At 51.8% G+C, this 21,180-nt stretch carries 16 protein-coding genes; all 16 read left to right on the top strand.

Going from position 1 to position 21,180, the window contains the following annotated elements; all coding sequences use genetic code 11:
* The first annotated feature begins 108 nt into the window (after positions 1-108).
* The 16 genes from ACTQ1O_RS04165 (at position 109) to mutS (ending at position 21,180) form a co-directional block, all read left to right on the top strand.
* The gene (locus tag ACTQ1O_RS04165; protein ID WP_441486240.1) at positions 109-750 is read left to right on the top strand and encodes a redox-sensing transcriptional repressor Rex; all 642 of its coding nucleotides are present in this window, start codon (positions 109-111) and stop codon (positions 748-750) included.
* Between the two features lie 165 nt (positions 751-915).
* Positions 916-2,436, top strand: a complete 1,521-nt coding sequence (locus ACTQ1O_RS04160; RefSeq protein ID WP_441486239.1) for an NAD(P)H-hydrate dehydratase — start codon at positions 916-918, stop codon at positions 2,434-2,436.
* 321 nt (positions 2,437-2,757) lie between these two features.
* Positions 2,758-3,501, top strand: coding sequence for a YebC/PmpR family DNA-binding transcriptional regulator (locus ACTQ1O_RS04155; RefSeq protein WP_441100084.1), 744 nt, complete (start codon positions 2,758-2,760; stop codon positions 3,499-3,501).
* A gap of 88 nt (positions 3,502-3,589) precedes the next feature.
* The gene (locus ACTQ1O_RS04150; RefSeq protein WP_441486238.1) at positions 3,590-4,459 is read left to right on the top strand and encodes an undecaprenyl-diphosphate phosphatase; all 870 of its coding nucleotides are present in this window, start codon (positions 3,590-3,592) and stop codon (positions 4,457-4,459) included.
* Positions 4,460-4,485: 26 nt separating this feature from the next.
* The gene (locus ACTQ1O_RS04145) at positions 4,486-7,587 is read left to right on the top strand and encodes a DNA translocase FtsK 4TM domain-containing protein (RefSeq protein WP_441486237.1); all 3,102 of its coding nucleotides are present in this window, start codon (positions 4,486-4,488) and stop codon (positions 7,585-7,587) included.
* Between the two features lie 3 nt (positions 7,588-7,590).
* Positions 7,591-9,030, top strand: a complete 1,440-nt coding sequence (locus ACTQ1O_RS04140) for an FN3 associated domain-containing protein (protein WP_441486236.1) — start codon at positions 7,591-7,593, stop codon at positions 9,028-9,030.
* A 624-nt stretch (positions 9,031-9,654) separates the two neighbouring features.
* The gene (locus tag ACTQ1O_RS04135; protein ID WP_441100091.1) at positions 9,655-10,542 is read left to right on the top strand and encodes a sulfide/dihydroorotate dehydrogenase-like FAD/NAD-binding protein; all 888 of its coding nucleotides are present in this window, start codon (positions 9,655-9,657) and stop codon (positions 10,540-10,542) included.
* Positions 10,542-11,945 (top strand): NADPH-dependent glutamate synthase, encoded by a 1,404-nt coding sequence (gltA, locus tag ACTQ1O_RS04130; protein WP_441486235.1) that lies wholly within the window; start codon positions 10,542-10,544, stop codon positions 11,943-11,945. Before ACTQ1O_RS04135 ends, gltA begins: the two co-directional genes overlap by 1 nt.
* A 230-nt stretch (positions 11,946-12,175) precedes the next feature.
* Positions 12,176-12,655, top strand: a complete 480-nt coding sequence (gene rlmH, locus ACTQ1O_RS04125) for a 23S rRNA (pseudouridine(1915)-N(3))-methyltransferase RlmH (protein WP_441486234.1) — start codon at positions 12,176-12,178, stop codon at positions 12,653-12,655.
* A 117-nt stretch (positions 12,656-12,772) separates the two neighbouring features.
* A complete protein-coding gene (locus tag ACTQ1O_RS04120; RefSeq protein ID WP_441486233.1) occupies positions 12,773-13,321 on the top strand; it encodes a DUF2284 domain-containing protein in 549 nt (182 codons plus the stop codon).
* A gap of 210 nt (positions 13,322-13,531) precedes the next feature.
* Positions 13,532-14,551, top strand: coding sequence for a PhoH family protein (locus ACTQ1O_RS04115; RefSeq protein WP_441486232.1), 1,020 nt, complete (start codon positions 13,532-13,534; stop codon positions 14,549-14,551).
* 46 nt (positions 14,552-14,597) lie between these two features.
* Positions 14,598-15,119, top strand: coding sequence for an rRNA maturation RNase YbeY (ybeY, locus tag ACTQ1O_RS04110; RefSeq protein ID WP_441486231.1), 522 nt, complete (start codon positions 14,598-14,600; stop codon positions 15,117-15,119).
* A gap of 195 nt (positions 15,120-15,314) precedes the next feature.
* Positions 15,315-16,187: a glutamate 5-kinase gene (gene proB, locus ACTQ1O_RS04105; RefSeq protein ID WP_441486230.1), complete on the top strand. Its 873-nt coding sequence runs from the start codon at positions 15,315-15,317 to the stop codon at positions 16,185-16,187.
* A gap of 12 nt (positions 16,188-16,199) precedes the next feature.
* Positions 16,200-16,763: a 5-formyltetrahydrofolate cyclo-ligase gene (locus ACTQ1O_RS04100; protein WP_441486229.1), complete on the top strand. Its 564-nt coding sequence runs from the start codon at positions 16,200-16,202 to the stop codon at positions 16,761-16,763.
* 115 nt (positions 16,764-16,878) lie between these two features.
* A complete protein-coding gene (miaB, locus tag ACTQ1O_RS04095; protein WP_441486228.1) occupies positions 16,879-18,345 on the top strand; it encodes a tRNA (N6-isopentenyl adenosine(37)-C2)-methylthiotransferase MiaB in 1,467 nt (488 codons plus the stop codon).
* 195 nt (positions 18,346-18,540) lie between these two features.
* Positions 18,541-21,180: a DNA mismatch repair protein MutS gene (gene mutS / locus ACTQ1O_RS04090; RefSeq protein ID WP_441486227.1), complete on the top strand. Its 2,640-nt coding sequence runs from the start codon at positions 18,541-18,543 to the stop codon at positions 21,178-21,180.

Genomic DNA, 21,180 nt, shown 5'->3' with positions numbered 1-21,180 from the left:
TATACCGAAAAAAAACGACAAAGCAAGGGCGGCAGGAAAAAGAGAAATACTTTGACAAAAATTAGACAATTACATATAATGGTAGTAGCTTCAAGGAGGTTTTCTTATATGAGTCAGAAAGAGATTTCGAAAGCCGTTATCAAGAGGCTGCCCCGTTATTACCGGTATCTCGGTGAACTGCAGGAGGCCGGCGTTGAGCGGATTTCTTCCGGTGAACTCAGTCAGCAGATGAAGGTGACCGCCTCTCAGATCCGGCAGGATCTGAATAATTTCGGCGGTTTCGGGCAGCAGGGCTACGGTTATAATGTGCAGTATCTTCGGGAGGAGATTGCCAAAATTCTCGGACTGGACCGCATACACAATATTATTATTATCGGTGTCGGGCATCTGGGACAGGCTCTCGCGAATTACACGAACTTTGAGAAGAACAGTTTCCGTATCATCGGGCTCTTCGACAATAATCCCGAATTGAAGGGCAAGGTCATCCGGGGTGTTCCAATCCGTATGACGGACGAGATTCCGGCCTTTCTCCGGGAGAATGATGTCGAAATCGCGACGCTGACACTTCCGAAGGAGTATGCCATTGAGGTGAGCAAGATGTTGATCGAAAACGGCATTCACGCCATCTGGAATTTTGCGCACACCGATCTGAACCTTGTGGTGCCGAAGAATGTGGCTGTTCAGAATGTTCATCTGTCCGAAAGTCTGATGCGGCTGTCCTACAACCTCAAGACACTCGAAGAGAAGTAGACACCTGCCGATACAAGACGATACAAGAGCCCCTCGCGTAGATGGGGGCTCTTTTTGGAACAGAAAAGAGAAACATTATCGGATCACATAAATTGGGGCAGAGAAGAGAACGGTTATTGGATCTCATGAATTGCGCTGTCCTTCAGCAGAAAGGGAGGATACAGAATGAAACTGATCTTGAGTGCAAGGCAGCATCAGGACGCAGACCGAAGCGCTGTCGCGGCGGGGATGCCTTCCATGGTCCTCATGGAGCGGGCGGCACTTGCCTGTGCATCAGAAATTGAAAAACGGCAGTATGATATGGATCGGGTCCTCGTCGTCTGCGGAACGGGAAACAACGGCGGAGACGGAGTCGCCGTTGCCCGCATTCTCTGCGAGGAGGGATACAGCTGCACGGTTTTTCTTGCCGGACCGGAGGAAAAATTCAGCGAACAGCTGAAACAGCAGCTTCATATCATCGAGGGTTTTCCGATTCCGGTCATCCGCGCACGCAGGATGCCTGGCGAGGAGCTGGCGGATTTCCATCCGGAGGATTATTCTCTTATCATAGACGCTCTCTTCGGAATCGGGCTCAAGCGTGACATCACCGGAATCTATGCCGAACTCATTGACCGGATCAATCATTCCGAGCTTCCTGTCGCCGCTGTCGATATGCCGTCCGGTGTCAACACCGACTCCGGCATGATCATGGGGACGGCTGTCCGGGCGGATCTCACCGTCACCTTCACAACCGGAAAGGCCGGGCTCTACATCTATCCCGGAGCAGCCTGTGCCGGAAAGGTCAAGGTAAAGCAAATCGGTATTCCGCTTTCCAGAAAGATCACAAAAGCCTGCCAGCTGTATACCATCGAACACAGTGATCTTGATTATCTCCCGAAGCGTGATGAATCCGGCAACAAGGGAACCTTCCGGAAGATCCTCGTCATCGCCGGATCACGGAATATCTGCGGGGCGGCATATCTTTCCGCAAAGGCCGCACTTCTGACCGGTGTCGGAATGGTGAAAATCTTTACAGAAGAAAATAACCGCACTCCGATCTGCGCAATGTTCCCGGAAGCTCTCATTTCCACATACCGGGATGGTGCAAAAGACTTTCCACAGCTTGCAGCGGATATGAAATGGGCGGATACTGTACTGATCGGTCCCGGACTTGGAACCGGCGATACGGCGCTTTCTCTTATGCGGGAATTCCTTCGTCTGAATCAGGAAAGAAAAATACCTGCAGTTTTTGACGCTGACGCGCTGAATCTCATCGCGGCGCACAGCGACCTCCTTCGGGAAATCCGCTTTCCCTCCGTTTTCACACCACACGTTGGTGAAATGAGCCGTCTGACCGGCATCGCGCCTTCGGATATCAAGTCATCTGCCGTCAGCATCGCAAGGCATGCTGCCGAGGAGGTCCGCAACACGGTGGTTCTGAAGGACGCCGCAACCATCACAGCGCTCCCGAATGGCAGCTGCTTCCTGAACCGGTCCGGCAACAGCGCACTTTCCACAGCCGGGAGCGGAGATGTCCTGACCGGAATCATTGCCGGTCTGACCGCGCAGCACGGAGATTATACCGGTGTCGCTGCCGCACTCGGAGTCTACATTCACGGAAAATGCGGAGAGCGGGCATCCGAGAAATATTCAGAGGCCTCCGCGACTGCCGGAAACATTCTCGAATTCATCCACGAATTTCTCTGATGAACCGGCGCCGCGCCTTTTCCGCTGTCACCTCAAAGGGAGACAGAGCTCTGAAATTTTCTGCTTCTTTGCTGCTTTGACTCTCTTTGTATCTGCTTTGAGCCGATTTGACTCTCTTTGCAGCCGCCTTGACTCTCTTTGCAGCCGGTTGACGATCCATCCATTCAGTGATATATTTTTAAAGTAATGTTAAAATTAGCGCGAGTTATGAAAACCGCCGGACTTTGTATACAGCTTGTGGTGTTGTATACAGCATGGCCGGTTACCGTATCCGGCGCTGAATTCATATACTATTTACAATTTAATGAGGAGTGAAATTTTATGTCAGGACATTCAAAGTTTGCGAACATCAAGCACAAGAAGGAGAAGAACGACGCGGCTAAGGGTAAGATTTTTACCATCATCGGCCGTGAAATCGTGATTGCCGTGAAAGAGGGCGGACCGGATCCGGACAACAACAGCAAGCTTCGTGATGTAATCGCAAAAGCCAAGGCCAACAACATGCCGAACGATACCATTAAGCGCGGTATTGAAAAGGCTGCAGGTGCCGCGAACGCGGACAACTATGAGCACATCACCTATGAAGGCTACGGTCCCGGCGGAGTTGCCGTAATCGTCCAGACACTTACAGACAATAAGAACCGCACGGCAGCAGATGTCAGAAGCGCATTTTCAAAGGGAAACGGAAATGTCGGAACACCCGGATGTGTTTCCTTTATGTTTGATGAGAAGGGACAGATCATCGTCAGCAAAGAGGATTATGATGGTTCCGCAGATGATCTTATGATGCTCGCTCTTGACTGCGGCGCGGAAGATTTCAATGAAGAGGAAGATTACTATGAGATCCTGACTGCTCCGAATGATTTCTCTGCGGTTCGGGAAGCTCTCGAGAAAAAGGGCATTGTCATGTCTGAGGCAGATGTCGTCATGCTTCCGCAGACAAAGACTGCGCTGACGGATGAGAATGACCGCAAGATGCTTCAGAGGATTCTGGATCTTCTGGATGAAAGCGATGACGTTCAGAATGTGTACACCAACCTCGACGGAGAGCTCGACGAGGAGTAATTGAACTGATATGATCACAAACCGGTCCCGACCTGCAGATATTTTTCGGACCGGTTTCTTATAACTCTGAACAAATAAGGAGTAAACGATGTCTATTCTACAGGCGATGATTCTGGGGTGCATTCAGGGTATTGCATCCTTTCTTCCTGTCAGCAGCTCCGGACATCTGGTGCTGGCCGGCAGTTTTATGGGAATCAGCACCGGGCTTTCGCTGAAGTTTCTGACGCTGATGCATATCGGAACTCTGGCAGCGGTGTGCCTCGTTCTGAAGGATGATCTTCTCCGTCTGTGGAACGCGCTCACCGGTCTCATCCGGGACGGCATATTCAATCTGATCACCTATGTGCAAAACTTTGGACATCCGGAGGATGGAGAATACCGTCCGATGCTGAAATCCGCTTACCGCAGACTTGTGGTGTATATGGCGGTTTCCATGATTCCGACATTTCTGATTGCCCTGATTCTTCGTCGTTTCGCCGAAATCGGCGCCCGGAATCTTCTGATCACCGCCATGGGATTTATGGTTACCGCACTGATGCTGATGGTATCCTCGTTCTCGGATGACCGGAAGAAGAAACCGAAAGGCACGAAGTATTCCGACGCCTTAATCATCGGCGCATTTCAGGGAATATCAGCGGTTCCCGGGGTGTCCAGAATCGGCATGATCATGGCAGGATGCAGTCTCGCTGGTTTTTCCAGAAAATACACGATCCGGTATGCCATGCTGATCAGCATTCCGTCGATTCTGGGAGGACTGATTCTTGAGGGACCTTCGCCGGTATCTGTCGGGAAGACCGTCGGCATTGGACCGTGTATCGCAGGGATACTTGTCGCTGCAGCGGCCGGATACCTGGTACTCCGTTATACAATCCGGTTATTGAACAGAAATTTAAATCGTTTTTTTGCAGTTTATTGTCTGGCGGCAGGCGTATTATCCATCATTGCATACCTGCACTGAGACAAATGATAAGAGGAGTGTAATCATTGGCACGTAGTAAGGGGAGACAGGAAACCGCGTCCGGCGTTTCCGCAAAAAGCAGAGTCCGGAAGACTTCAGCGACGGGGAAGCTGAAATCATCCAGAACTTCCATTTCGTCGGGCAGATCCTCCGGAGGAAGCGCGTACGGAAGAAGTTCCTCTGGAAAGGGCACTTCAGGAACGGGTTCCTCCAGACGGCGTTCCTCCGGAAGAACATCCGGCGGGTCCACATCACAATACCGGACATCCGGTTATTCCACGAAAGCCAAAGCGAAGCGTGAAACAGAAATCAGACGTGACGTCGGGATTCTCCTGACTCTCGGCATCAGCATTCTTCTGTTTCTTTCCTGTATCGGTCTCGCCGGTCCGGTCGGATCCGCTCTGGCATCGCTGGCATTCGGCCTTTTTGGAATCACTGCATATATTTTTCCTTTTCTGCTTCTCTATCTGGTGATTTTCCTGATGGCAAACACAGCTTCTCCGGATGTCACTCGAAGGGTAATCTCGCTGTCGGGACTGTATATCTTTATCTGTGCTTTTGCGCAGCTGATCCTCAGCGGATATGAGAAGAGTACCGGACCCGCGCAGATCTTCCGCGAGTGTTCCAGATACCACACCGGAGGCGGAATCATCGGAGGAATACTGGTTCTGCTGTTCGGAAAGGGCTTCGGTATGATCGGTGCCTATGTCATTGTGATCCTGGCGCTGGTAATCTTTGCGCTTCTTCTTACGCAAAAATCTCTTTTTTCGCTCATACGTGACCGCAGCGACTATCTCTATGACACCCGCGACATTCGTGAACAGGAGAGAGAAGAGCGCCGGCTGATCCGTCAGGAAAGAAGAGATGCGGCGATCGCGAAAAAGGAGCGGGAGGCGGCGCTTCGCATGAAGACCAGAGAACGACAGGCTGCGGCCGAGGAGACAACCCGTATGGCCCGCCGTGTCGAACCTCAGACGATTCCACATCCTGACAGAGATACGGATTCCGCTGCGAAGCTATCTACGCCCGTATCAAAGACAACCATTGACGCGGCTTCTCTTGCGCCGATCATCTCGGAACTGCAGACCGCTCAGACGCCGGACAGCAGCAATACCGTCAGCGGAGACAGCAAAACCAATAACAAGGCCATCCGTAAAACAGATGACAATACCAATAAAAGCAGCAATAACAGCAGCAAGGACAGATATAAATCGGACCATTCCTTTGATCCTGAGACCGGGGAGATTATTGAAGACGAAGATAACCTGGAAGATGATTTTCTGATTACACCTGAGGCAATTCCGGATGACATCATCAGCAATGGAACAGGCAGAATGGAAGCTTCCTCCGCACCGGAAGGAGAGTCTCTTCTGCCATCCGCCGGTCAGGAAAACCATTTCGATGAAGCCGCGGGCAGACCATCACGCGGCACGGCTGTTGATACCGGTTCTGCCAAAAACGAAAGAGAACAGACAGAACAGAAGACCCATTCGAAGGAGAACGGAGTTCTGAAGGAGCACGTAAATCCGGAAGAGCACGCAGAACCTGAGGAGATAAATACCTCTCAAGAGAAGAGCGGCCGAAAGGCAAGGACCTCCGCAGGCGGCGCAGAAGAAATCCAGGTCCCGGAACAAGAGGAAGAAATCGCGGAGGAATATGTTTTTCCCCCCATTGATCTGCTCAATCCTCCGAAGCCCAATCAGAGAGGCGACTCGAACGAGCATCTTAAGGCGACAGCCGCAAAGCTCCAGCAGACACTTCATAATTTCGGCGTGGAAGTCACCATCAACCACATCAGCTGTGGCCCGACCGTCACACAGTATGAGCTGACCCCGCAAATGGGCGTGAAGGTCAGCAAGATCCTGAGTCTTCAGGACGATATCAAACTGAACCTGGCCGCCACCGATGTGCGGATTGAAGCCCCGATTCCCGGCAAGGCCGCGATTGGAATCGAAGTCCCGAACAAGACAAATACTACAGTCAGCATGCGGGAGCTTCTGGAATCCGAGGCTTTCCAGAAAGCCAAATCAAAGCTCGCGATCTGTGTCGGAAAGGACATCGCCGGACAGCCGGTTATCGCCGACATCGCGAAGATGCCGCACCTGCTGATCGCCGGAGCCACCGGTTCCGGTAAATCGGTCTGTATCAACACCTTCATCATGAGCATCCTCTACAAATCCAGACCGGATGAGGTGAAATTCATCATGATTGATCCGAAGGTCGTTGAGCTTTCCGTATACAACGGGATACCGCATCTGTTGATCCCGGTCGTCACAGACCCGAAGAAGGCTGCGGGCGCTCTGAACTGGGCCGTCTCAGAGATGACGGACCGCTACCAGAAGTTCGCGGAGATGGGCGTGCGCGATCTGAGGGGATACAATGAAAAGGTAGAAGCGATGCCGCCGGATGAAAACGGTAAAAAGCCGAAGAAGATGTTCCGTATCGTAATCGTTGTGGACGAGCTTGCGGACCTTATGATGGTCGCGCAGAATGAGGTGGAGGATGCGATCTGCCGGCTGGCTCAGCTGGCCCGTGCCTGTGGCATTCATCTGATCATCGCGACCCAGCGTCCTTCCGTCAATGTCATTACCGGACTGATCAAGGCAAATATGCCTTCGAGAATTGCTCTTTCCGTAACCTCGGGTGTTGATTCCCGAACAATCATTGACATGAATGGCGCGGAGAAGCTTCTCGGAAAGGGTGATATGCTCTTTTACCCGCAGGGCTACCAGAAGCCCGCCCGTATTCAGGGTGCTTTTCTGACGGATGAAGAGATCGCAAACGTAGTCAATTATTTAAAGGAGAACCACAAGGTCCTGCACTTTACACAGGAGAACATGATGCAGATTCAGAAGGCAATCGACAAAAACGCCGCCGGATCTGTCAGTCCAAGCGGAGACGCGATGGACACGGATTCCTATTTCACGGATGCCGGAAAACTGATTATTGAAAAGGATAAAGCTTCGATCGGTATGCTTCAGCGGGCATTCCGGATCGGATTCAACCGCGCTGCCAGGATCATGGATCAGCTCTGTGATGCCGGTGTCGTCGGAGAAGAAGAAGGAACAAAACCACGCAAAGTCTTGATGTCGATGGAACAATTTGAGAATTACCTGGAGGAGAATTGATCAATGAGGACTTGCACAAACTGTGGCGCACAATTTCCGGATGATGAACTGATCTGCCCCGTATGCGGACACGAGGTACAGCTCGTGCCTGACTATGTCACGATTGAAAGCAAGATTCAGGAAGACAAAAAAAGAAAAGAGGATGAAGAACAGAGACGCCGTGAAGAGATGGAACGGGAACAGGCGATCGAAAAACGTAAACAGCAGATCCGCCGCAAGATCCTCCTGCTGATTGTGCTGATTGCCGCGGCTGTTGCCGCTGTCATCATAACATCGGTATCGCTTCATCTCAGCAAACAGCACGGGTCCTTTGCCTATCAGTATGAAAAAGCACAGAGCTCCTATGAAATCGGCGATTATGACGATGCCCTGTCTTATATCACAAAGGCTCTGAAAATCGACGCTGACAATGACGACGGGCTTTATCTGGAGGCAGAAATCTATGCTGCCCAGAAGAAAAACAGTGACGCAGAATCTGTTCTGGAGAAGCTGATTTCCGGAAACGGCGACTATACCAGAGCATATGATCTTCTGATCAAATTATATACCGCCGACAGGAACTCGGACGCGATACGCACCCTGCTGAAGAACTGCAAAAACAAGAAGGTACTGGCGAAATATGAGAATTACCTTCCGAAGGCGCCGACCATCACCCCTGAAGGCGGTACCTACAATGATATCCAGACCATTACGATCGAGTCCTCTGACAACGGAACCATCTACTACACGACGGATGATTCCAAGCCGGATCTCTCATCTTCCAGGTATACCGGCTCCTTTAAACTGAAGGAGGGAACCACAACGGTCAAGGCAATCGTTGTCACGGACAAGGGGCTCACCAGTGAGACTTCCAGCCAGGAATTCAGCATCGAGCTCGATACCCCTTCCGCTCCGAAGATCACACCGGAATCAGGTACCTATACGCACCTGAAGGGGAAGAGCAGCAGCACCGAATCGGTTTCGTCTTCCTCCGGCAATGACACAAACACTGATGTCACCCATATTACGGTTACGGTTCCGGATGGTTATACATGTTACTATGCCTTTGACCAGACACCGACCAAAAGCAGCAATAAGTATACCAAACCAGTGAGTATGCGTCAGGGGGAACATATCTTCTACGCGGTGCTGTGCAGCAAGGACGGAAAACTCGGAAAGGTGGCATCCGCAACCTATATTTACTCAGTTGTTACCCCGACAGCAACGCCGACACCGACTGCCACACCGACACAGGAGGCAAGCAACACCTACAACCCGGCTAATGTCTATAATTCGGAGACGGTAGCCACACCGACACCAACGGAAGCGGCAACACCAACTGCCACACCGACTCCGGAAGCTTCTTCATCAACCTCCTCCGCAAACTCGGAGAACAGGGAACAGACCGGTTCTGAAAGTACCGGAAAGGAGAGCGATAAAGCTGCCGAAGAGAACACGAACTGAGCCGGCCTGGCTGCGGATTGCTCCGTGCTTCGCACTCCCGCAATCCAACAGGTATGCGCACTTTCGTGCCGCTTGCGCGTCACTTCGTGCTCATACCTGTTGCCTTCGAAAACGCATCCAGTCTCTTACACACGCTTCGCGACAGGCGGCCTGTCTGCGTTTTCAAAGAGCTTTTCCTCTTAACACCTATGCCCCGCATGCGGGGCCCCACAATTTGTATAAGCTGCGGATTGCTCCGTGCTTCGCACTCCCGCAATCCAACAGGTATGCGCACTTTCGTGCCGCTTGCGCGTCACTTCGTGCTCATACCTGTTGCCTTCGAAATCGCATCCAGTCTCTTACACACGCTTCGCGTGTGACGATCCTGTCTGCGTTTTCGAAGAGCTTATACACTAAATTATGAAAAAAGTTCCACAAAGTTTCTGATTTATGGTAAACTATTACAGAATCTGCTTCTGATGCATTTCGACGGCGTTCCGGATGCATCCCGATTCAGATGATCTAATACCGATCATTACGGAAAGCTTCTGTTTTCCGTGAGGATGCGTGGTCACGATATCATTGTATATGAAGAATCATGATATACTTGAATTGCGCGAATATATTTTATATCAGGAGGACAACATGTATAAGATTTTGTCTGCAGACAACCTGGCCGCAAATATCTACCGTATGGTAGTTAAGGCGCCAATGGTAGCAAAGCATTGTCAGCCCGGGCAGTTCATCATTGCCAAGGTTGATGAAGTAGGAGAGCGTATTCCTCTGACTATCTGTGATTACGACCGGGAAAACGGAACGATTACTATCGTATTTCAGCCAATCGGAAACTCCACACGGAGAATGGCCGAGCTTACAGCAGGCGATTCCTTCGAAGATTTTGTCGGACCGCTCGGACGTCCGTCCGATCTGATCGACACGCCGATTGAAGAGCTCAAGAAGAGAAGCATTGTCTTCATCGCCGGCGGTGTCGGCACCGCACCGGTATATCCGCAGGTTAAATGGCTCCATGAGCACGGCGTGACCGCGGATGTCATTATCGGCGCCAAGAATAAAGATCTTGTCATCCTTGAGGATGAATTCAAATCCGTATGCAACCTTTACATCACCACAGACGATGGTTCCTATCAGCGCAAGGGTATGGTCACCGTATGTCTTCAGGATCTGATCGAAAAAGAGGGCAAGCACTACGACTGGTGCGTTGCAATCGGACCGATGATCATGATGAAGTTCGTATGCAAACTGACGAAGGAATTCGGCATCCACACAGTAGTCAGCATGAATCCGATCATGGTCGACGGAACCGGCATGTGCGGCGCCTGCCGTGTCATGGTCGGCGGAGAGGTCAAATTCGCGTGTGTAGACGGACCGGAGTTTGACGGCCATCTCATCGATTTTGATCAGGCCATGCAGAGAAACAGAATGTATCAGACAGAGGAAGGCCGTGCGATCCTGAAGGCTCAGGAGGGTGATACCCATCACGGCGGCTGCGGAATGTGCGGAGGTGACAAGTGATGGAAGTTGATATGCTGAAGAAAGTTCCTGTCAGAGAGCAGGATCCCAAGGTTCGTGCCACTAACTTCGATGAGGTCTGCCTTGGATATAATCAGGAAGAGGCGATGGCTGAGGCTACCAGATGCCTGAACTGCAAGAAGCCCAGATGTGTAGAAGGCTGCCCTGTTCATATTAGTATTCCGGCATTTATCAGCGGCGTAAAGGACGGTGACTTCCGGCACGCCTATGATGTCATCAGTGAATCCAGTTCTCTTCCGGCTGTCTGCGGACGTGTATGCCCTCAGGAGACACAGTGTGAGGAGAGATGTATCCGCGGAATCAAGGGTGAGGCGGTTTCCATCGGAAAGCTTGAGAGATTTACGGCGGACTGGGCAAAGGAGAATGGAATCAAGCCGACTCCCGCGAAGGAGAAGAACGGCCACAAGGTTGCGATTATCGGAGCCGGTCCTTCGGGTCTGACCTGTGCCGGAGATCTCGCAAAGCTCGGCTATGATGTCACGATCTTTGAGGCACTTCATAAGGCCGGCGGCGTTCTTGCCTATGGAATCCCGGAATTCCGTCTTCCTAAGGACAAGGTCGTTGAGAAGGAAGTCGAGAACGTAAAGAGTCTTGGCGTCAAGATCGATACAAATGTCGTTATCGGCAAATCCGAGAAGGTCGACGAGCTTCTCGGCGAAGATGGCTTTGAGGCTGTATTTATTGGTTCCGGCGCAGGACTTCCGCGTTTCATGAATATCCCGGGTGAAACCGCGCTCGGCGTATTCTCCGCAAACGAGTACCTCACCCGGAATAACCTCATGAAGGCGTATCGCGACGATTACTACACTCCGATCCACAGGGGCAAAAAGGTAGTCGTTGTGGGCGGAGGAAATGTTGCCATGGATGCTGCCAGAACCGCACTGCGTCTCGGTGCCGAGGTACACATTGTATACCGCCGTTCCGAGGAGGAGCTTCCGGCACGTCGCGAGGAAGTTCATCATGCGAAGGAAGAGGGCATTATCTTTGATCTTCTGACAAATCCGGTGGAAATCATCGCGGATGAGAAGACCGGCTGGGTGAAATCCATCCGATGCATCCGCATGGAGCTCGGTGAGCCGGATGCTTCCGGCAGACGCCGCCCGGTTGAGATCCCGGGTTCTGAGTTCAACATGGACTGTGATACCGTCATCATGTCCCTTGGAACATCTCCGAATCCTCTGATTTCCTCTACCACAGTCGGACTCGACGTGAACAAGAGAAAATGTATCATTGCAAGCGAGGAGAACGGCCAGACGACCAAGGAAGGCGTATTTGCCGGCGGCGACGCGGTTACCGGCGCGGCGACCGTAATCCTTGCCATGGGCGCAGGTAAAGCGGCCGCGAAGGGAATTGACGAATTCATCAGATCCAAATCCGCAAAGTGATTTTGATTTACGCGATCGTCGCGATATCGAGACAACGTCCGCGAAGCGCGTTTTATCTCGTTTCGAAACATCCCGGAGTTCTCCGGGATGTTTTCGTTTCTTCTGGAAAACGTTCTCTGTTCGCAGGACTTCCGGCGCTGTAATTTTTTCCTTTTCACCCGGAATCCTGCAGATGACCGGCCTCGTTGATCTGCCGCGGTTTAAATACAAATTATTCAGGAACATACCTTATGAAAATTACAATTGCCTGTGTCGGAAAAATCAAGGAAAAATATCTGACGGCGGGAATCGCCGAGTACAGTAAGCGGCTCAGCCGCTACTGCACGCTTCAGATCCTGGAGGCTGCTGATGAGAAAACTCCCGAAGGCGCATCCGCGGCGGAAGAGGACGCGATCCGGGAAAAGGAGGGAGACCGCCTCCTGAAACTCATCCCGGACAATGCCTTTGTGATCGTGCTTGCCATCGACGGGGAGATGCTGGATTCTGTCGAGCTTTCCGAACGGATTTCTTCATTGACCGTACGTGGAATTAGTCATATAGTATTTGTGATTGGCGGCTCGCTGGGCCTCTCCCCACAGGTTCTGCAAAGAGCGGACCGGAAGCTCAGCTTCTCAAAAATGACCTTTCCGCATCAGCTGATGCGCATGATTCTTCTCGAGCAGATTTACCGCAGTTTCCGCATTCTGCATCATGAGCCGTATCACAAGTGAGTTCAGTGTTTGTATCAGCTTCGAAAGGGCAGGCTGCAGAACAAACGGCAATCACGCTGTTGACATATATACCAACCGGTGTGCGCATCAGCTCCGGAAGGGCAGGCTGTAAATACCATGACAGATTTTGAAAATATTAAAAATCATATAGAAACTTTGATTCAGGATCTTCCCGTATTTGAATATGGTTTTCTGACACCGGAACAGATCCCGTTTACCGAAAAGGTGCGGACGGTCTGCCGGCTGGAATGCAAGCGATATGGGAGCAGCTGGTCCTGTCCGCCGGCGGTCGGTACCGTTCCGGAATGCCGGGAAAGATGCATGGCTTACCGGGGAGCTTTTTTCTTCTCCACCGTACACGAGGTCCGGGACAGCATGAACCTCACAGAGTCTTTTCAGACTAAGCTTTCCCATGAGCAGACAACCGGTCTTGTAGAGCAGAGAATGCGGAAAGCCGGTCTGGAGACCTACCGCCTCTCCGGGGATTCCTGCAGCATCTGCCCGGAATGCACCTATCCGGAGAAGCCATGCCGTTTTCCCGACCGTATGCACCCCTGCATTGAAGGCCACGGCATCGTCGTTGCAAAGCTTGCCGAGTCCTGCGGCATGGAGTACTATATCGATGAACACACACAGCTGTGGTTTTCTCTCATTTTTTACCGCTGAGATGCTTTCTCACGAGGAAGTCTTTCCGCCGGTACCTTCTCTCTGTCACCAGAGAGTCACTCCGCCGGAAATTTTTCTCTGTCAGAAGGAGATTTTTCCGCCGGTACCTTCTCTCTGTCACCAGAGAGTCATTCCGCCGGGAGATTCTACAGAAACGTACACGCCCTGTAAGCAGGGGCACAATCATACATTTAAGCTGAGGATGATAAATTGGCAGTTATTGAGGAACAATTGGAAATTCCCGCAGAACATGAGAAGAATGTATACGGGGAATTCGATCAGAATGTAAAGAAAATAGAACGAACCCTTGGGGTGACCCTTCTGTCCAGAGACGGATCCCTGAAGATCGTCGGTCCCGCCTCAAACGTGGCGGCGGCCCGCCACATGCTGGAGGATCTGATCGAGCTTTCCACGCGCGGCAACGAAATCACTGAACAGAACATCAATTACATGCTGTCAATGGCGATGGAATCCAGAGAATCCGATGTCCTGGAACTGGACAGTGATCTGATCTGCCACACAATAAACGGCAGGGCAGTGAAGCCAAAGACTGTCGGTCAGAAGCAGTACGTGGACGCCATCCGGAATCACATGATCACCTTCGGCATCGGCCCGGCCGGCACAGGAAAAACTTATCTGGCCATGGCGATGGCGATCACTGCCTTTCGAAACGACGAGGTGAGCAGGATTATCCTGACCCGTCCCGCTATTGAAGCGGGTGAGAAGCTCGGTTTTCTTCCGGGCGACCTGCAAAGTAAGATTGACCCATATCTGCGTCCTCTCTATGATGCTCTCTATCAGATCATGGGAGCCGAGAGCTTTCAGAAGAATATGGAGAAGGGCCTGATCGAGGTGGCTCCCCTTGCCTATATGCGAGGCCGCACACTGGATGACGCCTACATCATTCTCGATGAAGCGCAGAATACCACCCCCGCGCAGATGAAGATGTTTCTGACGCGAATCGGTTTCGGGTCAAAGGTCGTCATCACCGGTGATATGACCCAGAAAGATCTCGCCGCCGGCGTAACCTCCGGACTCGATGTTGCCGCAAAGGTTCTCCGTAAAGTTGAGGGAATTTCCTTCTGTGAACTTACCAGCAGAGATGTCGTCCGTCATCCGCTGGTTCAGAAGATTGTAGAAGCCTACGAAAAGTACGAGAAAAAGGATACGGCCAGATCCCGCAGGGATACCCATGGGTCCAGACAGGTGCGGCCTTCTTCCCGGAAATAGAAAGCTGCTGTTCATTGACAGCAGAAGTTTCAGAGGTGCAGATATTATGACATTAAATCTAGAAAATGAGCAGAATCATGAGCTTCCATCCGACTGCGAGGAAACTGCCAGGCAGGTCATCCGGCAGGTTCTTGCTTCCGAAAATTGTCCCTACGAGGCGGAGGTTAACCTGACCTTTGTGGATAATGATGAGATTCACCGCCTGAACAGGGAGTTCCGGCAGATTGACCGGGCAACCGACGTCCTGTCTTTTCCTATGACGGACTGGGAGAGCCCCGCGAATTACAGCTGTCTCGAGGATGATGAGACTGCCGCGGGGTCCTTCAACCCGGAGACCGGAGAGCTTCTTCTCGGGGATATTGTAATTTCGGTAGAAAGAGCAAACGAACAGGCGAAGGAATACGGGCATTCACTGAAACGGGAGATTTCCTTCCTGATTGCTCACAGCATGCTGCATCTTCTCGGATATGATCACATGGTTCCGGAGGAAGCGGCAGTGATGGAGCACAAGCAGGAGGCAGTTCTTCAGGCGCTCGGAATCACACGGGATCCTGAAGTCCGTTCATGAAACGGTTCCGCGGATATTTCCGGAGCATGGATCAGGCATGGATTGCTCCGGCCTTCTGACCGTTTCATCCGCTGACTGGATTGCTTTGGGCACCGCGGGCGTGGCGCCACAAGCTGTATCAAGCCAGCTGCTCCGTTGCTTCGCAGCTCCCGCAGCTGCCACATGGATTCGGATATCATTTATTGGAGAGCAGAGATGAGTATTAGCGCAGAAGTGAGAAAAAAACTGAAGGACAAAAAGAGAATTGTAATCAAGATCGGCTCCTCCTCGCTGGCACACAGAGAGACACAGCGGTTGGATCTCATCAAGGTTGAGGTTCTGATCCGGGAGATCTGCGATCTGGTAAACATGGGAAAAGAGGTTGTTCTCGTCTCCTCAGGAGCCATCATGGTTGGACGCGGGACGCTTGGAATCAGCAAGAAGGACGAGACCATCGCACAGAAACAGGCCTGCGCCGCTGTCGGACAGGCCAAGCTCATGATGATCTACCAGAAGATTTTTTCCGAGTATAATCACGTGTGCGGACAGATTCTGATGACGAAGCATACCATGCTCGATACCCTGAACCGATACAACACGGTAAACTGCTTCCGGGAGATGTTCAAGGCCGGCGTCATCCCTGTCGTGAACGAGAACGACACCATTGCCACCTATGAAATTGACTCCCTTTCCGTTTTCGGAGACAATGATCACCTGTCAGCCGTTGTCGCAGCGATGATTCACGCGGATCTTCTGATCCTGCTGTCCGACATCGACGGTCTGTATACCGATGATCCGCATACGAATCCCAATGCGAAGTTCATCGATGTGGTGGACCGGATTGACGACAATCTGATGCATATGGGAAAATCCACGACAGGCAGCAACGCCGGAACCGGCGGGATGGCGACAAAGCTTTCCGCCGCAAGGGTCGCCACGATGGGCGGCTGCGACATGATCATCGCAAGCGGAGAGGATTTTCATATTATACATGAAATTATCCGCGGAGAGCAGATCGGAACTCTCTTTCTGGCAGACCCGAAGGACGAGTTCTATCTCCTGGATTACCTGGAACAGATGGATACCTGATGAGGATAAGCTATGGACAAGAAAGCACTCAGAAAAATTGTTTTTTCCAGAAGAAGAGAAGCTTCCGACCTGGAAATAAGGGAAAAAAGCCGCGCTATCTTTGAACAGATCACGCAGAATGATTCCTATCGAAATGCTTCCTCCGTGTTCTGCTACATGGATCACAAGCACGAGGTCATGACGCGTGAATTTATTGAACAGTGTTGGAGCGACGGCAAGAAGGTCGCTGTTCCGAAGGTAAACGGCGACATCATGAACTTCTACTATATCGAATACTTCGGGCAGCTTGAGCCCGGAATCATGGGCATTCTGGAGCCAATCACCCACTGTCCGGGAATCGTGCGGAACGCGGATCACGATGAGCACGCGCTGTTCATCATCCCGGGCGTTGCCTTCGATGAAAAACGGCATCGCATCGGATACGGAGGCGGATACTACGACAAATATCAGGCCGAGCATACGCAGCATACAACTATGGCAGTCACATTTGAATTTCAGATCTTTGACTCGGTTCCCTTTGACGCACATGATATCTGCCCGCGATATCTTGTAACCGAAAAGCGAATTATACAGTAACCCCCATGCCCCGAAGGCGGAGCGCCACAAACTGTGTAAGCTACGGATTGCTCCGTGCTTCGCAGCTTCCGGATAGTCGAACTATATCGGTGAATCAGGAAAGGAAAACAGAATTTTGAATAATCAGAGTTATGAACAGATCATCAGCAGTATAGATACCCGAAAACCCGCGCCGGAAAACGAGCCCTTCCGGCAGTATTATTTTATCGAGAGAGCACGCCGGAGACTGGCGGAGATTTCCGAGAGAGCAGGAAGACCGCTCACCTTCAATGTGGTCACCTTCGGATGCCAGATGAACGCGAGGGATTCCGAAAAGCTTCGCGGTATCCTGGAAGAAATCGGGTACAGAAAGGTTGAGACAGAGGATGCCGACCTTGTTCTCTACAATACCTGTACCGTGCGTGAAAATGCAAACACCAGAGTATACGGCAGACTTGGAAAGCTTCACTCCTATAAGAAGAAAAATCCGCACATGATGATCGGTCTGTGCGGCTGCATGATGCAGGAGGATCACGTCGTGACGAAGCTGAAGGAAAGCTACCGCTTCGTGAATCTGATTTTCGGTACGCACAATATCTATAAGGCTGCGGAACTGATCTCCGAGGCTCTGGATCATCCGGACCGGATGATCATCGACATCCGGCAGAGCTCCGACCGCATGATGGAGCAGTTGCCCGTTGACCGGAAGTACCCCTTCAAATCCGGTGTAAATATCATGTACGGCTGCAACAACTTCTGCAGCTACTGCATTGTTCCGTACGTACGTGGCAGGGAGAAGAGCCGTGAACCGATTGAAATCATACAGGAAATCGAAGGACTCGTCGCAGATGGTGTCCGGGAAGTGATGCTGCTGGGACAGAATGTCAATTCTTATGGCAAAACCCTAGAGAATCCCGTAAGCTTCGCCAGGCTCCTCGAGCAGGTTGTGCAGATTGACGGTCTTGACCGGGTCCGCTTCATGACCTCGCATCCCAAGGATCTGTCGGACGAGCTGATTGAGGTAATGGCGAAATATCCGAAGATCTGCCGTCATCTTCACCTTCCGCTGCAGTCCGGAAGCACAAAGATTCTGAAGGACATGAACCGCCGCTACACAAAGGAGTCCTATCTGGCACTCGTTGACCGCATCCGGGCGGCGATTCCGGATATTTCCCTGACAACCGACATCATCGTCGGATACCCCGGCGAGACCGAGGATGATTTTCTCGAAACGCTGGATGTCGTGGAGAAGGTCCGCTATGACAGTGCCTTTACCTTTATTTATTCCAGGAGAAGCGGAACACCTGCTGCTTCCATGGAGGATCAGGTACCGGAGGATGTCGTAAAGGACCGTTTCGACCGTCTTCTCGCTCTGGTTCAGAAAACCGGAAGAGAACAGACCTCCCGCTTCACCGGTCAGGACAAGGACGTTCTCGTCGAGCAGGTCAACGAACAGGATGAGAGCCTTGTAACCGGACGCATGGACAACAATATCGTCGTACATTTTCCCGGTGACGGCAGTCTGATCGGAAAAATCGTGACCGTTCATCTCGATGAATGTCACGGCTTCTATTATATGGGACACCGGATCGAAACGGTTTGAGACGGCGAAACGACTCTACATTACTGCAGGACCGACTTTTAGATCCTGCCGGATCAACTTTTATATCCTGCCGGATCAGCTTTTTATAACTGCCGGACCGATTTTTATAGCAGTAAGATCAGCTTTTTTATTACAGCTGGTTCGTGCCCATGCAGCAGGGACGTTCGTCCGATGAAAGAGAGGTTTCTATCGAAAATGGCATTGTCACCAATGATGCAGAACTATCTGGCCACAAAGGAAGAATATAAGGATTGTGTTCTTTTCTACCGGGTCGGCGACTTCTACGAAATGTTCTATGACGACGCGAAAATGGTGTCAGAGGAACTTGAACTGACGTTGACCGGAAAGGAATGCGGTCTGGAGGAACGGGCCCCAATGTGCGGCATTCCCTTTCACGCCGCGGATACCTATATCACAAAACTGATTGCCCTGGGTCACAAAGTCGCGATCTGTGAACAGGTGGAAGACCCGAAGCTGGCCAAGGGCCTGGTAAAACGTGAGGTTATCCGGGTCGTCACTCCCGGCACCGTGATCAGTCAGGAGGAGCTGGACGAGACCAGAAACAATTATCTCATGTGTATCGTCTGTACCTCCGACCGCTACGGCATGTCCATCGCGGACATTTCCACCGGACAGTGCCTGGTATCCGAGACGGACACCGCGCAGAAGCTGAAGGATGAAATTCAGAAATTCATGCCTTCCGAAATCATCTGCAATCAGAGCCTGATGGTGTCCGGCCTCGATCTCGAGGATCTCAGAACCAGACTCCGGATCTCTGTCTCCGCGCTCGATGACTATTATTTTGATGATGATTCCTGCCAGAAAATACTGAAGAAGCATTTCCATGTTTCCTCCCTGAAGGGCCTGGGGCTTGACGATTTCAGCTGCGGCACAATCGCCGCCGGTGCACTGTTCCAGTACCTTTATGAGACGCAGAAGAACAACATGGAGCAGATGACCTCCATCACCCCTTATTTTTCCGACCGTTTTATGCTTCTCGACAGCTCTACCCGGAGAAATCTGGAACTGGTGGAGACGCTTCGGGAAAAACAGAAAAAGGGATCTCTTCTCGGCGTTCTGGACCGCACCAAGACCGCCATGGGCGCACGAATGCTCAGAAGCATCATCGAACAGCCGCTCATCAATAAAGATGAAATCGAAAAGCGTCTGACCGCCGTGGAGGAGCTCACAGACATGCCGATGATCCGGGATGAAATCCGTGAATATCTGCAGCCGGTCTATGACCTTGAACGGCTGTCCAGCCGCATCGCCTATCAGACAGCCAACCCCCGCGATCTGATCGCCTTCAAGTCCTCCCTTCAGATGCTTCCTTTTATCCGTCAGCTTCTGACCGGATTTCAGGGGGATCTTCTGAAAAATGTTCAGAATGATCTGGATCCCCTGGAGGATCTGTTTCACGCGATTGACGACGCCATCATCGATGATCCTCCGATGGCCATGAAGGACGGAGGCATCATCAAGGACGGCTATAATGAGCAGGTGGACAAATACCGGGCAGCAAAAAAAGACGGCCAGAAATGGCTGTCCGATCTGGAGGCTGAGGAGCGGGAAAAGACCGGAATCCGGACTCTCCGTGTCAAATACAGCAGGGTATTCGGATATTGCATCGAGGTAACGAATTCCTTCAAGGACAAGGTTCCTGACTACTATCAGAGAAAACAGACCCTTACCGGCTCCGAGCGCTACAGCACCGACAAGCTCCGTCAAATTGAGGAGCAGATCACCGGAGCAGAGGACCGGCTCGGTTCCCTGGAATATGAGCTTTTTTCTGAGATCCGGGACACCATCGGAAAAAATGTCGCCCGCGTACAGCGCACCGCCAGGGCCATCGCATGCCTCGATGTCTTCTGTTCCTTCTCGTATGTGGCGGAACGAAATAGATATGTACGGCCCAAACTGAACAAGGGCGGGAAGATTGATATCCGGGACGGCCGTCATCCAGTCGTTGAAAAAATGATTCCGGATGATCTGTTCATCTCCAACGACACCTACCTGGATCAGCAGGAGCACCGCGTCGCGATCATCACCGGACCGAATATGGCCGGAAAATCCACCTATATGCGCCAGACCGCGCTGATCGTTCTTATGGCGCAGATCGGTTCCTTTGTTCCTGCCTCATCAGCCAATATCGGTCTTGTGGACCGTATCTTTACCCGTGTCGGGGCCTCGGACGACCTCGCAAGCGGTCAATCCACCTTCATGGTGGAGATGAGTGAGGTCGCGAACATTCTTCGGAACGCGACCTCCGACAGTCTTCTGATTCTCGATGAGATCGGCAGAGGGACCAGCACCTTTGACGGGCTGTCCCTGGCCTGGGCAATCACCGAATTTGTCGCCGATCCAAGAAAGATCGGAGCCAAGACACTCTTCGCGACCCATTTCCACGAGCTGACCGAGCTGGAGGGAAAGATCGCGGGCGTCAACAACTACTGCGTCGCCGTGAAGGAAAAAGGAGACGGCATCGTTTTTCTCCGGAAAATCGTAAAGGGAGGTGCCGACAAGAGCTATGGCATTCAGGTTGCCCGTCTCGCCGGTGTTCCCGAGGCTGTCCTCGCGCGGGCAAAGGAAATTCTGGATCAGCTGTCCGACGCCGACATCACGGCAGCCATCAAGAATCTAACGGAATCCCGTGCAAAGAAAAGCAGGCCGCGCCATTACGATACGGTCGACATGCAGCAGATGTCACTCTTCGATACGACCGATAACGACAAGATCATCAATGAAATCCGGGAGATTGACATCTCCACCATGACGCCGCTCGACGCGCTGAACATGTTGAACCATCTGCAGAACGAGGTGAAAAACCGCTGGTAA

The sequence above is a fragment of the Bilifractor sp. LCP21S3_A7 genome (assembly GCF_052118825.1).
GTDB lineage: Bacteria > Bacillota > Clostridia > Lachnospirales > Lachnospiraceae > Bilifractor.
This window is presented reverse-complemented; position numbering and strand designations above follow the sequence as displayed.